General features: G+C 56.2%; 10 protein-coding genes. 5 read left to right on the forward strand and 5 right to left on the reverse strand.

Annotated elements, in window-relative coordinates:
• Positions 1-73: 73 nt before the first annotated feature.
• The gene (iolD, locus tag EGK14_RS15265) at positions 74-2,014 is read right to left on the reverse strand and encodes a 3D-(3,5/4)-trihydroxycyclohexane-1,2-dione acylhydrolase (decyclizing) (protein ID WP_125289950.1); all 1,941 of its coding nucleotides are present in this window, start codon (positions 2,012-2,014) and stop codon (positions 74-76) included.
• Between the two features lie 527 nt (positions 2,015-2,541).
• Between iolD and iolC the strand changes: the two genes are divergently transcribed.
• Together iolC and EGK14_RS15275 are read left to right on the forward strand one after the other, a co-directional pair.
• Positions 2,542-4,461 carry a 5-dehydro-2-deoxygluconokinase gene (gene iolC, locus EGK14_RS15270; protein WP_125289951.1) on the forward strand — a complete coding sequence of 640 codons (1,920 nt, stop codon included), beginning with the start codon at positions 2,542-2,544 and terminating at the stop codon, positions 4,459-4,461.
• Between the two features lie 264 nt (positions 4,462-4,725).
• On the forward strand, positions 4,726-5,565 hold the full coding sequence (locus EGK14_RS15275) for a MurR/RpiR family transcriptional regulator (RefSeq protein WP_125289952.1): 840 nt from the start codon (positions 4,726-4,728) through the stop codon (positions 5,563-5,565).
• A 222-nt stretch (positions 5,566-5,787) separates the two neighbouring features.
• Here the strand turns inward: EGK14_RS15275 and fdhF are convergent, their stop codons facing one another.
• The 3 genes from fdhF to EGK14_RS15290 are packed head-to-tail and all read right to left on the reverse strand — an operon-like array spanning position 5,788 to position 10,413.
• Positions 5,788-7,938 (reverse strand): formate dehydrogenase subunit alpha, encoded by a 2,151-nt coding sequence (fdhF, locus tag EGK14_RS15280; protein WP_125289953.1) that lies wholly within the window; start codon positions 7,936-7,938, stop codon positions 5,788-5,790.
• Positions 7,931-8,458, reverse strand: a complete 528-nt coding sequence (locus EGK14_RS15285) for a 4Fe-4S dicluster domain-containing protein (RefSeq protein WP_125289954.1) — start codon at positions 8,456-8,458, stop codon at positions 7,931-7,933. The genes fdhF and EGK14_RS15285 overlap by 8 nt, the downstream gene beginning before the upstream one ends.
• The gene (locus tag EGK14_RS15290; RefSeq protein ID WP_233598511.1) at positions 8,455-10,413 is read right to left on the reverse strand and encodes an FAD-dependent oxidoreductase; all 1,959 of its coding nucleotides are present in this window, start codon (positions 10,411-10,413) and stop codon (positions 8,455-8,457) included. Before EGK14_RS15290 ends, EGK14_RS15285 begins: the two co-directional genes overlap by 4 nt.
• A 347-nt stretch (positions 10,414-10,760) precedes the next feature.
• On the opposite strand from EGK14_RS15290, the gene EGK14_RS15295 reads away from it, so the two are divergent.
• The 3 genes from EGK14_RS15295 to EGK14_RS15305 are packed head-to-tail and all read left to right on the forward strand — an operon-like array spanning position 10,761 to position 15,026.
• Entirely contained in the window at positions 10,761-13,994 is a 3,234-nt protein-coding gene (locus EGK14_RS15295) for a molybdopterin cofactor-binding domain-containing protein (protein WP_125289956.1), read from the forward strand.
• Positions 13,991-14,452: a (2Fe-2S)-binding protein gene (locus EGK14_RS15300; protein WP_125289957.1), complete on the forward strand. Its 462-nt coding sequence runs from the start codon at positions 13,991-13,993 to the stop codon at positions 14,450-14,452. The genes EGK14_RS15295 and EGK14_RS15300 overlap by 4 nt, the downstream gene beginning before the upstream one ends.
• A 7-nt stretch (positions 14,453-14,459) precedes the next feature.
• Positions 14,460-15,026 (forward strand): NTP transferase domain-containing protein, encoded by a 567-nt coding sequence (locus EGK14_RS15305; protein WP_233598510.1) that lies wholly within the window; start codon positions 14,460-14,462, stop codon positions 15,024-15,026.
• Between the two features lie 3 nt (positions 15,027-15,029).
• Here the strand turns inward: EGK14_RS15305 and EGK14_RS15310 are convergent, their stop codons facing one another.
• Entirely contained in the window at positions 15,030-16,814 is a 1,785-nt protein-coding gene (locus EGK14_RS15310; RefSeq protein ID WP_125289958.1) for a sigma 54-interacting transcriptional regulator, read from the reverse strand.
• Positions 16,815-17,040: the final 226 nt, after the last annotated feature.

Here is a 17,040-nt window from a genome sequence, read left to right on the forward strand (position 1 = left end):
TCCGTTCAAATGTAGGGTATAGAGGAGTTTTCCGGACGGAAAAGCCCGTCCGGTTCAGGCCACAGAGGATGAATTAGTATTTACGTGCCTGGTCGAGATGCTCGTTCAGCATGTGGGCCACGGCATTAATGCGCTCGGACTGCGATACCTGCGCCCCGCCCACGTGCCACCAGCTGAAATATTTATGCACCATGGTTTTTGGCAGCACTTTAATATCAATCAGCGTGGAAACCGGCGACTGCCGCGCTTCTTCCAGCGCCTGCTTCAGCTGTGCCAGCGTGGTGACGCGCCACGTTTTGCAGCCGTAGCCAGCGGCGATGGCGGCAAAATCCACCGGTATCAGGCCGCCGTCCAGCTTGCCGCCTTCGCCATTGCGGAAGCGGAACTCAGTGGTAAAGCTGTCCATGCCGTGTTCCATTTGCAGATTGTTGATGCAGCCGTTGGTCATGTTGTCGAACAGCATCACGTTGATCTTGGCGTTCTCCTGAACAGAGGTCACCAGCTCGGAATGCAGCATCATAAAGGCGCCGTCACCGACCAGGGTGTAGACCTCGCGGTGCGGCTCGGCCAGCTTGACCCCCAGCGAAGCGTTGACCTCGTAGCCCATACAGGAATAGCCGTACTCAACGTGATAGCCGTTGTAATCCTTATTGCGCCACACGCGTTGCAGATCGCCCGGCAGGCTACCGGCCGCGGCAACGATCACCGCATCCTTTGGGAGATTTTCATTTAGCGTGCCCAGCACGCTGCTTTGCGTCAGGAACGAATCGGTCAACCGGTTGAATTCGGCGAAAACGGCCTCGCGATCCAGACGATCGTCAATCTCCGGCACAAAACCATCGTTGCTGTAAACCGCCTGATAAACGCGCTGCGTTTCCTTCAGTAATTTGCTCTGTGCCTGAGCAATTTTTTCTCCCCAGCCGCTGGTGAAGCCCTGGGCAGACAGCCGGTTATCCAGCGCAGAAAGCGCCTCGCGCGCATCGGCCACCACCTGTACGCCGTCCAGTTTCCAGGCATCAAAGCTGCTGACGTTAACGTTGAGATAGCTGACGTCCGGGTTCTGGAAGATCCATTTTGAGGCGGTGGTGAAATCGGTGTAGCGCGTGCCGATGCCAATGACCAGATCGGCCTCCTTCGCCAGCAGATTGGCCGCCAGGCAGCCGGTTTCACCCACGCCGCCGACGTTCAGCGGATGATCGGAAAGGATCGTGCCCTTACCGGCCTGCGTTTCCGCAAACGGAATTTGGTGACGCTCAGCGAACTGGCGCAGTGCCTCGCCCGCTTCGGAATATTTCACGCCGCCGCCGCAGACGATCAGCGGCTTGCGTTTGCCAGCGATCAGCTTCAGCGCGGCCGCCAGCTGGGCCTCGGTCGGCAGACGGCGATCGAGCAGATGCACGCGCTTCTGGAAGAAATAGTCGGGATAATCCCAGGCTTCGCCCTGCACGTCCTGCGGCAGCGAAAGGGTAACGGCGCCGGTTTCCGCCGGATCGGTCAGCACGCGCATGGCATTGATACAGGCGGTCATCAGCTGTTCCGGGCGGTTTATCCGATCCCAGTATTTGCTGACCGCGCGAAACGCATCGTTGGTACTGATGCTAAGATCGTGACTCTGCTCAATCTGTTGCAGCACCGGATCGGGCTGGCGGGTAGCAAACACATCGCCAGGCAGCAGCAGTAAAGGAATACGGTTAGCGGAAGCGGTGCCCGCGGCGGTGATCATATTGGCCGCGCCAGGCCCCACGGAAGAGGTGCAGGCGATGATCTCCCGCCGCAGCTTCTGCTTGGCGTAGCCGATAGCGGCGTGCGCCATGCCCTGTTCATTACGCCCCTGACGCACGATCAGATCGCCGCTGTCCTGCTCCAGCGCCTGCCCCAGCCCCAGCACGTTGCCGTGGCCGAAAATAGCAAAAATGCCCTTCACAAACTTGGTTTCGACGCCATCTACCGACAGATACTGATTGTCCAGAAATCTGACTAAAGCCTGTGCCGTGGTTAATCTGATCTTGCTCATTTGCTCTTCCTTACGGTACGGCGACAGACCGCCGGTCTGCCGCGTTTCGACCGAATAATCGCCACTGCGGTAATGGCCGAAAATGAAACGTGAGGCGATTATAAACAAATATTTTTTTCACTAAACCACATTACAGAAGAAACATTTCATTTTGCGAGAGAGATCAAATTATGCCCTGCAACGCGTATCGCCAGGACGCCTCGCCCAACAGCGGCAGCATGGCCCGATCCCGGCAATAAAAATTCTAATTATTCCTTTATATATCAGATATATATTTAATATAAATACATATTTTTTAACCTGTATATCGTCTGGCCAGAGCCATGAAAATAGTGTCGTCACAGCGCCACGCCGCTGCAAAATGCGAGAGTTTTAGCCACTTCACATTTTTGGGGTATTAATTTCATTCTCGGTTGAATTTGAAATATTTATTCCCCATACTGATTTTCACTTCATATCCGGACGCCGTTATGCGTTCAGGGGATGCGCTGACACAGCGCGGCTGGCCTATCACAGAAGGAAACAGAATGAGTACACAACAGAAGCGGCTTGATGTGATCTGTATCGGGCGCATTGCCGTTGACCTCTATGGTCAGCAGATTGGTGCCCGGCTGGAAGATATGAGTACATTTTCCAAATATCTGGGCGGGTCGTCCGGCAATGTCGCTTACGGTACGGCTATTCAGGGGCTGAAATCCGGTATGTTGGCCCGCGTGGGCGATGAGCATATGGGCCGCTTCCTGCGGGAAGAGCTGCAGCGTGCAGGCGCGGATACCGAATGCCTGATTACTGATAAAACCCGCCTGACAGGCCTGGTGATCCTCGGGATCAAAGATCAGGATACTTTCCCGCTGGTGTTCTATCGGGATAACTGCGCTGATATGGGCCTGACGCCTGAAGATATCCGGGAAGATTACATCGCCTCTTCCCGCTCCGTGGCGGTGACCGGCACGCATCTGTCTCATCCTGATACCCGGGCTGCCGTGCTGAAGGCGCTGGACATCGCCCGTCGCCACGGTCTGCGCACCGCGCTGGACATTGATTATCGTCCGGTTCTGTGGGGGTTGACCTCGCTCGGCGATGGAGAAACCCGCTTTATCGAATCCAGCCACGTGACGCAGCAGCTGCAGGAAGTGCTGCATTATTTCGATTTGGTGGTCGGCACCGAAGAAGAGTTTCATATCGCCGGCGGCAGTACCGATACGCTGACCGCGTTGAAAAACGTACGTCAGGCCACTAAGGCGACGCTGGTTTGCAAACGCGGAGCGCTGGGCTGCGTGGTGCTGGAGGGCGAAATCCCGCCAGGCTGGGAGCAGACGAAACTGCAAAGCGGCGTGCGCGTGGAAGTGTTGAACGTGCTGGGTGCGGGTGATGCTTTTATGTCCGGCCTGCTGCGCGGCTGGCTGAACGATGAGAGCTGGGAACAGGCGTGCCGCTACGCCAACGCCTGCGGCGCTCTGGTGGTTTCGCGCCACGGCTGCGCGCCGGCGATGCCGACCAAAGCCGAGCTGGATGACTTCCTGAGCCGCGATAAAGAAGTTAAGCGGCCCGACCTGGACAGCCGCCTGAATCATCTGCATCGTGTTACCACGCGTAAACAGCCGTGGCCGGAGCTGTGCGTGTTCGCTTTTGACCATCGTAAACAGCTGGTGGATATGGCGAAAGAGGCAGGGGTGGACACGACCCGTCTGCCAGAGCTGAAAACGCTATTGCTGCGCGCAGCGCAGGAAGCCGCCACGCAAGCCGGACTGGATCGCCGTAGCGGCATTCTGGCCGATACCACCTTCGGGCAACCCACGCTGAATGCGATTACCGGCAAAGGCTGGTGGATCGGTCGTCCGATCGAGATGCCGGGCTCAAGGCCGCTGCGTCTGGAGCATGGCAATATCGGTTCGCAGCTGGTGGACTGGCCGCAGGAGCATGTGGTGAAGTGCCTGGTTTTCTATCATCCGCACGACAGCGCCGAGCTGCGTAAAGAGCAGGACGAGCTCATCCTTGACGTCTGGCAAGGCTGTAATAAGACCGGCCATGAACTGCTGCTGGAAGTGATCCTGCCGGAACATAATCCGGATAAGCAAGAGTCTTACTATGTGGAGATGCTGAGCCACTTCTATTCGCTGGGCATCCGGCCGGACTGGTGGAAACTGCCGCCGCTGAGCCTGGAAAGCTGGCAGGCCATCAGCAGGCTGATTGAGCAGCAGGATCCCTGGTGTCGCGGCATTTTGATCCTGGGCCTGGATGCGCCGGAAGAGAAGCTGAAGGCGGGATTCGCCGCGGCGGCACAGGCGCCCTGGGTAAAAGGTTTTGCGGTAGGCCGCACTATTTTTGGCCAGCCTTCACGCCAGTGGCTGCAAGGTGAACTTAATGATGAAGCCCTGATTGCTGAGGTAAAAGGAAATTATCTGCGTCTGATCGACTACTGGCGGGAAGTTCGTCCTGCAACCTGACCTTCCGTGCCTGTACCGTCCGCCAGCCGCGTTTTCCGCCCGCTGGCGGTGCGGTTAATTTCACCCGTTTTTTAACTTCCTCCCGGTTTGCGTTTTTAAAAAAGGCGAACGTCGGCAAAGCCGCACCGATCGTGTTTTTTCTGTGATGGGATTCATATAGCGATGAAATAGAACCGCTGAATTTCGTTAGCAAGTGAAATTTTTTGTTCATCTGATAGAATAACCGCCAGAAGAATATGACTAAAATTTAACGAGCCTGAGTCAATGACTATTACCCCAACACAGCTTTCCCTGTTACAGGACGATATTCGTCGTCGCTACGATACCCTGAGTAAGCGCCTTAAACAGGTGGCTCGCTACATCCTCGACAACAGCAACAGTATCGCTTTTGACACCGTAGCCTCGATCGCCCAGCAGGCCGACGTGCCGCCTTCTACGCTAATCCGCTTCTCCAACGCATTTGGTTTCAGCGGCTTTAACGAAATGAAGCAGGTGTTTCGTCAGCACCTGATGGAAGAAACCGTTAACTATACCGAACGCGCGCGTTTGTTCCGCCAGACCTCGACGGATGAAACGGCCACACCGCCGGAAAACCCGGCGGAAATTCTCAACGTCTTTACTATGGTCAATTCCCAGGCCTTGCAGCAGCTGGCAATGCAGACCAACCCGGAACAGCTGAATAAAGCCGTAGAGCTGCTGGCGCAGGCGGAAAATATCTATGTGATTGGCCTGCGTCGTTCGTTCAGCGTTGCTTCCTATCTGACCTATGCGCTGCGCCACCTGGAACGTCGCGCTTTTTTAATTGACGGCCTGGGCGGGATGTTTACCGAGCAGCTCAGCATGGTTAACCCTAAAGACGTGGTGATCGCTATCAGCTATTCGCCCTATGCGCGTGAAGCCGTCGAGCTGGTTGAGCTGGGTGCAAAACGCGGCGCACAGCAGATTGCCATTACCGACAGTCAGGTCAGCCCGCTGGCCGCCTTCAGCGACGTCTGCTTTGTGGTGCGTGAAGCCCAGGTCGACGGCTTCCGTTCACAGGTTGCTTCGCTGTGCCTTGCGCAGACGCTGGCCGTTTCTCTGGCGCTGCACAACGTCAAAGAATGATCGATCGCCTGTCGGCTTTAGTGTAAAAACAGGCGGCGGCCTGGAAGTTTAAAGCCGCTGACCCAAAGGTTGGAAAAGGCCAGCCTGAAGGTTAGAAACCGCCATGCCCGAGGGTTGCAAACCACCAGATCCGAGCGGCGAAAATCACCAGACCTGAAGGTTAGAAACAGGCGGTTTTGCGAGTTAAAAGCCGCTGCTCCCGGGGTTATAAAACACCAGGCCTTACGTTAGCGGCGCCGCCGCTTTCGCCAGGCGATCCTTCATTTGTCGATAGCGCGCCGTAACCTGCTGTTCCGCCCACTGCGCATCGGCAATTTTCTCCACTCTGACAGCGCAGTGTTTAAACTCCGGCGTTTTCGCTACCGGATCGACATGATCGAGGGTCAGCTCATTACAGGCACCTATCCACCACTGATAGGTCATATAGACCGCGCCCCGATTTGTTCTGTCGCTGACATCAGCTCTGCTGAGCACCCTGCCGCGCCGTGAAGCCACCCACACCAGTTCGCCGTTATGGATATTCAGCGCACGCGCGTCCGCCGTATTCATCTGGATCCTGCCGGGTTCATCGGCCTGAGCCGCCAGGGCGTGGCAGTTGCCGGTCATTGAGCGGCAGCTGTAGTGACCCACTTCACGTACCGTACAGAGCACCAGCGGCCAGGCTTCATCGGTTGCTTCGGCGGGCGGCTGCCAGTCACAGGCAAACAGCAGCCCTTTACCGGAAGGACGCGAAAAGCGGTTCCCTTCATAAAGGTAAGGCGTGCCGGGATGCGCTTCATCAGGACAGGGCCACTGCACGTAGCCAAATCCGGCCATTTTTTCCCAGGTGGCACCGGTGTACAGCGGGCAAAGCGCACGCAATTCATCCCAGATCGCTTTATTGTTTTCATAGCGCATGGGATACCCCATCGCCTGCGCCACGCGGCAGATAATTTCCCAGTCCGGCAGGACGTCGCCCTGCGGCTCTACAGCTTTTTCAAAGCGCTGGAATCCTCGATCGGCGCTGGTATAAACGCCCTCATGCTCGCCCCAGCTGGTGGCGGGCAGCAGGACATCCGCCAGCTCTGCCGTTTTGGTCATAAAAATATCCTGCACCACGATCAGCTCCAGCTTTGCCATCGCCTGACGCATCAGGGCGAGATCCGGTTCGGTTTGCAGCGGATCTTCACCCATAATCCAGTAGGCATGCAGCTTGCCCTCCAATGCTAAATGAGGTACATCGGTAATGGCGTATCCGGGTTTATCGCTGAGCGAACCAACGCCCCAGGCGGCGGCAAATTTTTCGCGTACTGCCTTATCCGTTACGGGCTGATAGCCGGGGAAAACATCTGGCAGAGCCCCCATATCGCAGGCGCCCTGCACGTTATTTTGCCCTCTGACCGGCCCCACGCCGACGCCCGGCCGCCCGAAATTGCCGGTAGCCAGCGCCAGGCTGGCCAATCCTTTCACCACGTCCACGCCCTGCCCCCACTGGGTCACCCCCATCCCCCATAAAATGGTGGCGTTGCGGGCGCGGGCATAAAGGCGGGCAGCCTGGCGAATAAGCTCCGGCTTCAGTCCTGTGATGGCTTCCACCGCTTCCGGCGAATAGCGCTGTACGCCTTCCCGCCACGCTTCCAGCCCTTCCGTATGCTTATCGATATAGCTTTTGTCCCACAGCTTTTCAGCAATCAGTACGTGAGCAAGCGCGTTTACCAGCGCCATATTGCTGCCGTTTTTTAGCGGCAGCCACAGATCGGCCAGCCGGGCGCTTTCAATATAGCGCGGATCGCAGACGATAATTTTGGCCCCTTTCTCTTTGGCATGCAGAATGCGTCTGGCCACGATCGGATGAGAATCCGCGGCGTTATAGCCAAAGATAAGCAGGCAGTCGCTTTCTTCAATATCCTTCATGGCGTTGCTCATCGCCCCATTGCCCAGCGTCGCCCGCAGGCCAGCGACGGAAGGGCCGTGGCACACCCTGGCGCAGCAGTCGATGTTATTGCTTCCCAATACGGCACGCGCAAACTTCTGCATGACATAGTTGGTTTCGTTTCCCGGCCCGCGTGAAGATCCGGTAACCATAATGCTTTCAGGCCCTGAACGATCCCGGATTTTTTGCAGCCGCCTGCTGACAAAATCGATAGCTTCCTGCCAGCTGACTTTTTCAAAAGGCCCGCCTCGTTTACGACGAATGGCGGGATGCTGCAAGCGCGGCGTCAGCAGGCGGGTATTATTCAAAAATTCCCAGCCGAAGTAGCCCTTCAGGCAAAGCTTTCCTTCATTGGTGACGCCGGGCGCGCCTTCCGCGCCAACGACTTTTCCGTCTGCAATCTGCAACGCAATTTTGCAGCCGCAGCCGCAGTAGGGACAAACAACAATCGCTTTATCCATGTTTCTCCACCTCCTGTAAATAAGGCCCGTTCAGCTGGCTTTCTGCTGCGGCTCGCTGCTGCTTTTGCTGCTGTCGTTGCGCCAGTCCGGCGGCGGTCATCAGCGTTAACGCACCGGTTGGGCACACGTGGATGCAGGCGGGCTCGTCGGATTGACCAGCGCAAAGATCGCATTTCACTATCAGCGGCTTTTCTTCGGGCATGCTGACGATTTCAATGACGCCAAACGGGCAGGCAATCACGCAGCTTTTGCAGTCAATACAGCGATGACTGCGGGTTTCTATCATACCCAGCTCGCCCTTATACAACGCCGCGACGGGGCATGCAGAGACGCAGGGCGCGTTATTACACTGATGGCACATAACGGGCACGCTAACCTGCGACGATTTAATAACCTTCAGGCGAGGGAAATAGTGCTGCGTAGCCAGTAACGGCGTGCCCGTATGCACCACGGCGCAGGCAACCTCACAGGTATGGCAGCCGATACATTTTTCAGGCTGGGCGAAGATAAACTGGCTCATAAGGCCCGCTCCTTTATTTCTGCGCGGGTCATTTTCGCGCTCTGCTCAAACATCGCCAGCATCTCCCGCGCGCTGCGACGCCCTTCCGCCATAGCCGTTACCACCAAATCGGCACCGTGCACGGCATCCCCGGCGGCAAACACTTTTGGATGATGCGTTTGCGTTGTGCGACCCGCCTGGCCTGTTTTAATCAGCCCCCGACGATCGAAACGGACCGCCTGTCCCGCCAGCCAGGGCATCTCGTGCGCCTGAAAGCCAAAGGCCAGGATCAGCGCGTCGGCAGCCAGCACGAACTCAGATCCTTTGACCAGCTGCGGTCGCCGGCGCCCGTCGCTGCCTGGCTCACCGGCAACGGTGCGGATCATCCCTATGCCGCTCAGACGACCGCCCTTATCCAGCTCGATATATTGCGGCAGCAGGTTAAACATAAATTCCACGCCTTCTTCGCACGCGTTGGCGACCTCTTTTTTAGAGCCAGGCATACTCTCTTCATCGCGCCGATAGGCGCAAATAACCTGTTTCGCCTGCTGCCGGATGGCGGTACGCACGCAGTCCATCGCCGTATCGCCACCGCCCAGAACTACGACTTTTTTCCCCTTCAGTGAGACATAAGGCTGCTGTTTGTCCTCTGCCAGCCCCATTACCCGGCGCGTATTAGCGGTCAGATAAGGCAGCGCCTGCATGACGCCGGGCGCATCCTCATGCTCAAGGCCCGCCTGCATCAATTTATAGGTGCCCACCCCTAAAAAGACGGCGTCGTAATCCGCCAGCAGACGAGAGAAAGAAAGGTCACGACCAATTTCGCAGTTAAGGTGAAACTTAATTCCCATTTTGCTGAAAATCGCGCGGCGGGTTGTCATCAGCTGTTTATCCAGCTTGAAAGAGGGGATCCCAAAGGTCAGCATCCCGCCAATTTCGGGATGGCGATCGTAGACATCCACCTGCACGCCGCTGCGCGCAAGGATATCAGCACAGCCCAGCCCGGCAGGCCCGGCGCCCACCACCGCCACCTTTTCAGGCCGGGCCTCAATCGCTGGCGGCGTCGGGTGCCAGCCCTGCCTGAACGCTTCATCAGTGATGTAACGCTCGAGGTTACCTATCGAAACCGCGCCCGACCGACCGCTGAGCGTACATGCGCCTTCGCAGAGCCGATCCTGTGGACAGACACGCCCGCAAATTTCCGGCAGGCTGCTGGTCTGATGCGATAGCTCTGCCGCATCGATAATTCGCCCCTCCTGTACCAGGCGGATAAAATCGGGGATGGCGTTGTGCAGCGGGCAGGCCCAGCCGCACCACGCTTTTTGCGCGCAATAAAGACAGCGCTCGGCCTCATAACCCGCCTGCGACGGCGAGAGGCCCTGATAAATCTCGCAGAAATGCCTGACGCGATCCGTGGGTTTAAGCTTGCGGGCGCCAATGCGCGGCAGCTTATCCAACGCCTGCGCGGCGCGTCCGGCTACTGGCCGCAGCGCTTTATCGTCAGCAGTGGCGTACTGACGGTACTGCCGAAGCCGCGTCAATGTATTTTCATCCATCACGTGCAGCGCCCGGGTCGGGCAGGAAGCCACACAAGCGGGGCCGCCCTGCCCGGTTTGCTCGCAGAGATCGCACTTACTCATAACGTCTTCAGAAGCAGCCGGTTCAATCGCGCCAAACGGACAGGCCAGCAGACAATTTTTGCAGCCTATGCACTTTTCCTCATGCAGCCGCACGCTGCCGCGTTGAAAAACAAGCGCCTGAGTTGGGCAGCTGGCGACGCAGGGCGCATGGTTGCACTGACGACAGGTAACGGGGCCACAGCCTTTGACAAGATGAATGCGCGGCCGAAACTGCCCACGATCGACTGGCCATTCGCCATCGCCGTGCGCTAATGCACACGCCACTTCACAAACATGACAATCAATACACTCGCCGGGATTAACAGTGACAAACCGGTTCATTTTTACTCCTTTTATGCCGCACAAATCCCTTTCGTCGGGCTATGCAAAAAAAGGGCACATTTGCGGAAAAAAGCCATTCAGAGCTGATTTTTGTGAGGCATTACGCAGTTGCTGGCGAGAACGTCGGTTTAAGAGAGGGATGTCGTCGCTATGGCTGACGTAGACAGAGAATTACCATCTCATTTTGAGAAAAAGACATCAAAGTGAAACAACTCCGGCGACATACAAGCGAATAACAGACTTGTTTTTGCCCGCTTTCTTCGGAATGCCTCGCAGCCCTGGAACTTGTCGCAGGCATCGCCATACTCTGGCATATCCCTTGCTTAGGGCTGCCCCAGGGAAGCATCAGGAGACCAAAACCCGTGAAAACTCTTTTAGTGGGCAGTGAAGTGCCGCGCGTCGACGGCCTGGCGAAGGTCAGGGGGGCTGCCGTATATGGCGACGATATTGTTTTGAAAAACATGCTTTATGGCGTGTGTCGCTATGCCGATATCGCCGCAGGGCGAATCGCCTCGCTGGATATTACGGAGGCGGAAAAACTGCCTGGCGTGGTAAAAATTGCAACATGGAAGGACATCCCCGGCCAGCGCTATGTTGGCGTGGTTATTCCGGACTATCCGCCTATCGTTGAAGGCGAAATCGCTTTTCGCGGGGACGTAATTGCCGTGATCGCGGCGGAAAGCTATGAAATAGCCTGCCAGGCCGCCGATAAAATCCGCGTGACCTACACGCCCTGGACACCGATAACATCGGTTAAAGACGCTATCAGACCAGGGGCGCGTCTCATCCACAGTGACAAAGAAAATAATATTATTAATCATCACCATACGATTAAGGGCGATATTGAGGCGGGCTTTGCGGCCTCCAGCCATATCTTTGAGCGCGATTTTGAGGTCGGCTTTCAGGAGCACGCCTATATTGAGCCGGAGTCCATCACCGTCGGCTACGACGACAATGAACAAATCGTCACGGTTTATGGGTCAATACAAAATGCGCATCGCGTGCGCGGCATGGTGGCGAAATATCTGGATCTGCCGCAGTCAAAGGTTAACGTGAAGCGCTCCGTGCTGGGCGGCTCTTTCGGCGGCAAAGACGATATTATCGATCATCTTGCCTGCCGGGCGGCGTTGCTGGCCGTATTGACTTCGCGCCCGGTAAAAATGACCTATAACCGCGAACAGTCAATGCAGGAGAGCTATAAACGCCACCCTTATCAGATGCATTACAAAATCGGTCTGGACGATCGGGCGCGTATCCAGGCAATAAAAATAGATATCCTTGCGGATGGCGGCAGCTATGCCGGGCAAACGCCTTTTGTCACCTGGCGTAGCTCCGTACAGGCTGCCGGGCCTTATAATATTCCCAACGTGCGTGTCGATATTACCGGCGTCTATACCAACAATAATTATACCTCCGCCTATCGCGGCTTTGGGGCGCCGCAGGTTATTTTTGCCAATGAATCGCTGATGGATGAGGTAGCGGAAAAAATGGGGCTGTCGCCCGTCGAGCTGCGTCTGAGAAACGTACTGCGCCAGAACGACACCAGCATGGCTGGACAGGTTCTCAGCGAGCATCAGGTTTCCGCGCAGGAAGTCCTGCAAAAGGCTATCGACAAAACCGAGTTTTTGGCGAAACGGGAGCATTATCGGCAGCTCAATCAGCTGGGCGGGCCGATTAAATATGGCATTGGACTGGCGCTCAGTCATCGGGGTTGTTCACTGGGGGCCGAGGGGCTGGATGCCTCTTCCGCGCTGATACAGATCAACGCCGACGGCAGCCTGAATCTTTCCACTTCCGTGTCTGAAAACGGCCAGGGATTGCAGACCACCATGTCGCTTATTGCAGCGGAAGCATTTGGCCTGGATCTGACACAAATTCATTTCACCGATCCACCGACCGCCTTGATTGCCGATGGGGGATCTACCGTAGCGTCCCGCGGCACGCTAATGGGCGGACAGGCGGTGCTTAGCGCGGCGAAAAGCATCAAGCGACGCATGGCTAAAGCGCTGGCGCAAACGCTGGATGTAACCGATCCCGACGATCTGGTATGGGAAAACGGCACCGTATTTCACCGCCAATACCCTTCTAAGCGACTGGCGTTCCGGCAGGTCGTTGACATGACGAAAGCTACCGGTGCCAATCTTTCGGCTTACGGCTGGCACGTCGCGCCGGCTATCCACTGGGACGAAGAAAAAGGAAGCGGCAGTCCCTACTTTACCTGGGTTTACGGCTGTCAGATCGCCGATATCGCGCTGGATACCCGCACAGGAAAAATCACGTTTAACAACGCCACGGCCGTGCATGACGTCGGCAAAGTGATCAACAAAGTTGGTTTTGAAGGACAGGTTTACGGCGGCCTGGTTCAGGGAATGATCGGCTACGCCATGCTGGAAGAGTTCAATATAGAGCAAGGCGAGGTTAAATCTGAGAACTTTGATACCTACCTGCTGCCCACGATTAAAGACGTGCCGAATATCGACATCGTCGCGGTAGAAAATCACGACAAGGCGGGTCCCTATGGCGCCAAGGTTATCGGCGAACCCGTGCTGGAGCTTGGCGGCGCGGCGCTAAATAACGCCGTGAGCTTCGCGCTTGGACGTCGCAACTACACGCTACCGCTGACGCTGGAGCAGGTTCGCCTGGGCTACGCGTTGAAAAAACCGGTCCGCCAGAGCGAGCTACAGGCTGAATCGGGCGGTAAAAAACAGGTTTTACGGCTGAACACGCTACAAGTTTACCGGCCGGACACGCTGGATGACACGCTACGGGCGCTGGCCGACGGCCGGGCCAGGCCGATTGCAGGCGGAACGGATCTGCTGGTACAGGCGCGGCTTAGTACGGTGTCGCTGCCGCTGGTGGATATTTCAGGTTTGAAAGAACTACAGCGTATCGCTTTCTGCGATGAGGGCTTGGCCATCGGGGCTGGCGTTTGCTTCAGTGATTTGACGGCCGATCAGCGGATTCAGGAGCACTATCCGCTATTAATTACCGCCTGCAACACCATTGGTTCACTACAGCTCCGTAACCGGGCGACGCTGGGTGGTAATATCGTTAACGCCGCGCCCTGCGCAGACTCCGTACCGCCGCTGATTATCTATGACGCTATCGTCGTGCTGCAGAGCCAGCAGGCGCAGCGCCGGATGCCGCTGTCGGACTTTATCACCGCAGGCTACCGTACCCGGCTACAGCCCGGCGAGTTACTGACCGCGGTGATACTGCCCGTCCCCTATCGCGATCCTGGTCTTGAGCAACGCTATCTTCAGCTGGGTCGTCGTAATGCGCTGAACATTACCCGTCAGAGCTTTACCGGCCAGTTTACCTTCAATCATGCGGGGATCCTGGTGCGCTGCCGTCTGGTAGATGGCGCGCTGTTGAGTAAGCCTCAACGCTTGATTGCGGTAGAGAAAGTTCTGACCGGACAGGCGTTGACGACCGCGCAGATAGAGGCGGGTGCCAGCGCGCTGCAAGCCCTGCTAACGGCGGCTATAGGCAATCGCTGGTCCGCCGCGTACAAGGTGCCGGTAGCGTTAGATATGCTGCGTCAAATGTTGCAGGAAGCCCGTGAAGCCGGGACAAAACAAGGAGCAAAAAAATGAACAGGATCAGGCTGACAGTAAACGGGGTTGAGGTTGAGAGAACGGTTGAGGACAATCGCCGCCTGCTTGATTTTTTACGCGAGGATTTACAGCTGACCGGCACCAAAGAAGGCTGTTCGGTAGGCGAGTGCGGCGCCTGTACGGTGATCATGAACGGTAAGTCTGTCTGTTCATGCCTGGTGCTGGCGGCGCAGTGCGATGATGCGACGGTCAGCACTATTGAAGCACTGCATCAGGATGAAACCGGTAGAAAGCTGCAGCAGGAATTTGTGCGCCACGGCGGCGTACAGTGCGGCTTTTGCACGCCGGGCGTGCTGATGAGCACCAAAGCGCTGCTGGATAAAACCCCTCGCCCGAGCGACCAGCAGATTGCAGAAGCGCTGGAGGGAAATCTTTGCCGCTGTACCGGTTACAAACCAATTATTAAATCAATTAAGGCGGTGCTGAAAACGGAGTAAAGCCATTATGAGGGAATGTATTATGCTGGCGGCCGGACTCTCATCGCGTATGGGATGTTGGAAAATGCTGCTGCCATGGCAGGATACAACGGTGCTGGACATGGCCGTTCGCAATGCGCTGGCATTCTGCGACAGAGTTATCCTGGTAACAGGCTATCGTGCCGAAGAGCTTCATCAGCGTTACGCCCATTGGCCTGCCGTAGATCTTTGTCACAACCCCGGTTACCAGGCGGGGATGTTTTCTTCGGTACGCTGCGGCACCGCCGCGCTTTCCGGCGGACGCTTTTTCGTAGTGCCCGGAGATATGCCCGCGATTGATCCGGCAATCTATGCGCTGCTGTGGCAGCATCAAAGTCTCTGTTGCCAACTGCCCTGCTACGCGGGCAAAAATGGGCATCCGGTGCTGCTGCCTGCCGGAATGGCGGCGCAAATAATCGCAGCGCCTGAGCAAAGTACGCTGCGCAAGCTGATTCAGGAATATGGCTGCATCAGCGTGCCGGTCGACAGCCCAACCATTCACTGGGATTTAGACAGGCCCGCACAGTATCAGCAACGCCTTGGCAACGCCCGCTGAAGCTCAGGAATGCAGGCCATATTTTTTTATTTTCCGATAAAGCGTCGCTACGCCAATGCCCAGCTCTTCCGCTATCTGCTTCTTATTGCGGGTGCGCTGCAGCGCTTCTTCTATCAGACTTTTTTCTACGGATTTCAGCTTTATCCCTTCCTCTTCCTCTTTTTCGATCGGGTCGCAAACCGTTTTCGGCGGGTACGCCATCAACGGCACAGAACGGATCGCGGTATGGAACAGCGGCGGCAGTAAGGCATCGTCTATTATCTCCCCTTCAGGAACAATATTGACCAGATATTCCACCAGGTTGCTTAACTCGCGCACGTTGCCTGGCCACAGGTAGCGTTGTAACAGCTCTATCGCTTCCCGGCTGATACCCGGATAGGCGCAGCCGATGCGCTGCGAGTGATGATTAAGAAAATAGTGCATCAAAAGTTCGATATCCCCTTCGCGATCGCGCAGTGGCGGTACCTCCAGCGGGATCACGTTCAGGCGATAGTAGAGATCCTCCCGGAACTTTCCATCCTCAATAAATTGCCGCAGGTTTTGATGCGTAGCGGAAATAATTCGAATATCGACAGACACAGGGCGACTTGCGCCAACGGGCAGCACCTCGCGATTTTCTATCGCCCGCAGTAAACGAGCCTGCAGGCTCAGCGGCATATCGCCGATTTCATCCAGAAACAGCGTGCCGCCGTTGGCTGACTGGATCAGCCCCGACCGTCCGCCGGGAGCCGCGCCGGTAAAAGCGCCTTTTACATAGCCGAACAGCTCGCTTTCCAGCAGGTTTTCAGGAATAGCCGCACAGTTTATCGCCACAAACGGCCTGTCGTGCCTTTTGCTCAGCCTGTGGATGGCCCGCGCCACGACCTCTTTTCCGGTGCCGCTTTCTCCCAGTATCATCACGCTGGAAGGGCTGGAAGCAATACGCATAATCAGCCGTTTCAGTTTGTGGATTGCTTTGGATTTTCCTACCAGCCGTTCAATGCCAGGCGGCTCGTTTTCAGTCAGCAAAGAAGCGGTAAGCGCGTCCTGATGAAAAGCCATTAAAAAGAGTTTTTGCTGACCGATATGATGTAGCTGCCCCGTCAACAGCATCTGTTGCTCGCCCATAATCACGCGGTGCTGGGCATGGCCGTCAGCCGCTTTCCGCTGACGGCTAAGCGGCTCAATAGCCAGGGATCTTCCCGTTAAACTTTCCTGAGTGGCAGCCAGTTGGCTGAGCGCACGATCGTTAACGGCTTTCACTTTACCGTCCCGATCCAGCAGGATCACCCCTTGATCCATACTGCCTAATAGCGTGTGCCAGACGGCATCGCTTTGCGGTTGCCGCGGCTGAGCGCTGGCGAGATTAGCCACCAGCAGTCGGGAAACGTGTCGCATATACTGCACAAACATATCCGCGTTATCGCTGAGTTTTCGGTGCTGCTCATTATTGACGGCAATAAGGCTGATGACGCCCAGACAACGGTGAGGGGCCAGGATAGGTACGCCGATAAAAGCCCGCTCTTTGCAAAACTGTCGTTGCTGACAGGCTTTGCAAAGGGGGTTGTAACGTGAATCGACGACAACCATTTCCTTTTGCGTTTCGATCACGTTCCTGAGCAGATGGTTATTGCTTTCCGGGCTATGTCCGAAGCGATAGCTGTAAGGGCCGGTGCCGGCAATGCGAATGAGGTGGCGATCGACAACTTCCACTTCCATTTCCAACACGTTAGCCAGCAGGCTGCTGAAATTCAGAATGGTCGGCTGTATGGCCATCAGGCCAGAGGGTAACGATGGTGCTTCATCCATGACGTGCGTCCTTGTGTTCACAATCCCTTCTCTCATCCTGGAGAGCCCTGTGCTGAATCTCATTTTGAGAGAAACAGCAGGCTTTATCATTTTGAGCGCTGAGAATCCAACGATCGCGTAACACCATACTCCGTCATGCCCTTGGCTGTCATGCCCATTACCCTGCTCAGGCTCTCTTCACTAACCACATCGTTTTAAAATTGCTACATATCTCGCAAATTCGGCG

Source organism: Erwinia sp. 198 (assembly GCF_003937915.1).
GTDB lineage: Bacteria > Pseudomonadota > Gammaproteobacteria > Enterobacterales > Enterobacteriaceae > Erwinia > Erwinia aeris.

Coding starts and splice junctions, on each gene's coding strand:
- iolD (WP_125289950.1), bottom strand. CDS start 2,014: ATGAGCAAGATCAGATTAACCACGGCACAGGCTTTAGTCAGATTTCTG.
- iolC (WP_125289951.1), top strand. CDS start 2,542: ATGAGTACACAACAGAAGCGGCTTGATGTGATCTGTATCGGGCGCATT.
- EGK14_RS15275 (WP_125289952.1), top strand. CDS start 4,726: ATGACTATTACCCCAACACAGCTTTCCCTGTTACAGGACGATATTCGT.
- fdhF (WP_125289953.1), bottom strand. CDS start 7,938: ATGGATAAAGCGATTGTTGTTTGTCCCTACTGCGGCTGCGGCTGCAAA.
- EGK14_RS15285 (WP_125289954.1), bottom strand. CDS start 8,458: ATGAGCCAGTTTATCTTCGCCCAGCCTGAAAAATGTATCGGCTGCCAT.
- EGK14_RS15300 (WP_125289957.1), top strand. CDS start 13,991: ATGAACAGGATCAGGCTGACAGTAAACGGGGTTGAGGTTGAGAGAACG.
- EGK14_RS15305 (WP_233598510.1), top strand. CDS start 14,460: ATGAGGGAATGTATTATGCTGGCGGCCGGACTCTCATCGCGTATGGGA.
- EGK14_RS15310 (WP_125289958.1), bottom strand. CDS start 16,814: ATGGATGAAGCACCATCGTTACCCTCTGGCCTGATGGCCATACAGCCG.